2 protein-coding genes are annotated in these 2,733 nt (G+C 62.8%); both read left to right on the top strand.

Going from position 1 to position 2,733, the window contains the following annotated elements:
- Nucleotides 1-2,088 (top strand): xanthine dehydrogenase molybdenum-binding subunit XdhA (xdhA, locus tag LD28_RS0111675; protein WP_033137142.1); only part of this gene is annotated, 2,088 nt, incomplete at its 5' end.
- Nucleotides 2,081-2,733 (top strand): xanthine dehydrogenase FAD-binding subunit XdhB (gene xdhB / locus LD28_RS0111670; protein ID WP_033137141.1); only part of this gene is annotated, 653 nt, incomplete at its 3' end. The genes xdhA and xdhB, both read left to right, overlap by 8 nt.

The raw sequence follows: 2,733 nt of genomic DNA, 5'->3' as shown, positions 1-2,733 counted from the left end.
GGTCACGCCTGGTCCCTCGATGAGGCCAAACGGGATGTGAAAGACCGCCGTCTGCTCACCGACCATGTGCGCCACTTCGGTGATGGCGTCGCCATCGTGGTGGCCCGCGATCCGCTGGTCGCCGAAAAAGCGGCCGCGCTGGTCAAGGTGACCTACGAGCCGCTGCCGGTGATGACCGATGCCAAGAGTGCGCTGGCCGACGATGCCTATCCCATTCACCCGAGCGGCAACCTGCTGCGCCAGAGCCAGCTTCGCGCCAATGAACCGGAGCAGGCCATTGCCGCCGCCGATCTGCAGTTTCAGGCGCATTACCAAACCCCGGTGGTGCAACACTGCCATCTGGAGACGGTAACCTGCTACGCCTACATGGATCAGCCGGACCACATCATCGTGGTCAGCAGCACCCAGATCCCCCAGATTGTGCGCAGCCGTGTGGCCAAGTCCCTCGGCCTGCCCTGGTCGAGCGTGCGGGTGATCAAGCCTTATATGGGCGGCGGTTTTGGCAACAAGCAGGATGTGCTGGAAGAGCCAATGGCGGCGTTTTTGAGCTACAAGCTCGGCGGCGTGCCGGTCAAGGTGACCTTGAGCCGGGAAGAGTGCTTCTTTGCCTCGCGCACCCGCCACGGCTTTGCCATCGACGGCAAGATGGGCCTCAACCGCGACGGCTCCCTCAAGGGTTATCAGCTCGATGTGCTCTCCAACACCGGCGGGTATGCCTCTCACGGCCACTCCATCGCCAGCGCCGGTGGCAACAAGATCAGCTACCTCTATCCGCGCAGCGCCTTTGGCTATGACGCCAAAACCTTTTACAGCAACCTGCCCACAGCCGGTGCCATGCGCGGCTACGGCGCACCGCAGGTGATCTTTGCTCTCGAATCCATGCTGGATGACGCCTGCGCCGAACTGGGGCTCGACCCGCTCGATGTGCGTATCGCCAACGTGGCGCGGGAAGGGGATGTCAATCAGGTCAACCAGAAGACCATCTACAGCGCCGGACTGCCCGATTGTCTGCTGCGTGGCCGCGAGCTGTTTCAGTGGGACCGGCTCAAGGCCGAGTGTCTGGGGCAGGATCCTGCAAGTCGGGTGCGGCGCGGCATCGGGGTGGCCTGTTTCAGTTACGGCTCCAACACCTATCCGGTGGGGGTCGAAATTGCGGGCGCCCGCATGCTGCTCAATCAGGATGGCACCGTCAATCTGCAGATCGGTGCCACCGAGATAGGGCAGGGGTCGGATACCGTCTTTGCCCAGATGGCGGCCCAGACTCTGGGGATCCCGTTTGAGCAGATCCGGGTCATTTCGACTCAGGATACCGACATCACCGCCTACGATCCGGGCTCGTTCGCCTCGCGCCAGAGCTATGTGGCGGCCCCCGCCATCCATCAGGCGGCGCTGCAACTGCGGGCGCGCATTCTGTCGCTGGCGGCCCAGCTCTGCCATCAGGATGTAGGGTCGCTGACCCTGATCGACGGCTACGTGGTGCTGGCCGGTGCGCCGGACAAGGTGCTGATCAGCGTCGCCGAGGTGTCGGTCAACGCCTACTACCACCTCACCATCGGCGGCCAGATCACCGCCGAGGTCTCCCACAAGACCACCACCAACCCGCCGAGTTTCGGCTGCACCTTTGTCGATCTCAGCGTCGATATCGATCTCTGCAAGGTGACCATCAATCGCATCATCAACCTGCACGATGCGGGCAAGATCCTCAATCCGCAGCTGGCGGAGGGGCAGGTGCATGGCGGCATGGGGATGGGGATCGGCTGGTCCCTGTTCGAGGAGATGATCATCGACGCCAAGACTGGCGTGGTGCGCAACCCCAACCTGCTCGACTACAAGTTCCCCACCATGCTGGATTTGCCGGAGCTTGAGTGCGACTTCGTGCAGACCTATGAGCCCCAGTCGGTCTATGGCCACAAATCACTGGGGGAACCGCCGATCATCTCGCCGGGCCCAGCTATCCGTAACGCCATTCGCATGGCGACCGGGGTGGCCATCAACGAGCTGCCCATCACCCCCAAGACCCTGTTCCGGGAGTTTGTCGCTGCGGGTCTGATTACCGAGGGATCACGGGAGGAGCAACACCATGTTTGATATTGCCCGTTACTACAAGGCGCACAGTGTTGCCGAGGCAGTCGCCCTGCGCCAGGCTGACCCCGAGGCGCGTCTCTTGGCCGGTGGCACCGATGTGATGATCCAGCTTCATCATCTCAACGCCGCCTATCGCCATATCGTCGATATTCACGACTTGCCCGAGCTCAAAGGGGTGAGCGAGTTGCCTGATGGGTCGATCCGTATCGGCTCTGGCACCACCTTTACCGAGATCATCGAAAACGAACTGGTACAGCGCCGCCTGCCGATGTTGGCCGAAGCGGCTGCCACCATCGCGGGCCCGCAGATCCGCAACGTCGCCACCTATGGCGGCAACATCTGCAACGGCGCCACCAGTGCCGATTCGGCAGCGCCCACCGTGGCGCTGGAAGCGGAGCTGGAGATCGCCGGGCCAGACGGCACGCGCCGCATCCCCATCGCCGGTTTTCACACTGGCCCGGGCAAGGTCGCGCTGCAACCGGCGGACATTCTGGTGGCGTTTCATTTTGCGCCGGACTCGCACCCCCATGTGGGTTCCCACTACTTCAAATACGCCATGCGCGATGCCATGGATATCGCCACCATCGGCTGCGCTGCCTACTGCCAGATTGAGCATGGCCACTTCAAGAGTCTGCGGTTGGCCTACGG

Origin of the sequence: Aeromonas finlandensis (genome assembly GCF_000764645.1) — a bacterium.
Lineage (GTDB): Bacteria > Pseudomonadota > Gammaproteobacteria > Enterobacterales > Aeromonadaceae > Aeromonas > Aeromonas finlandensis.
This window is presented reverse-complemented; position numbering and strand designations above follow the sequence as displayed.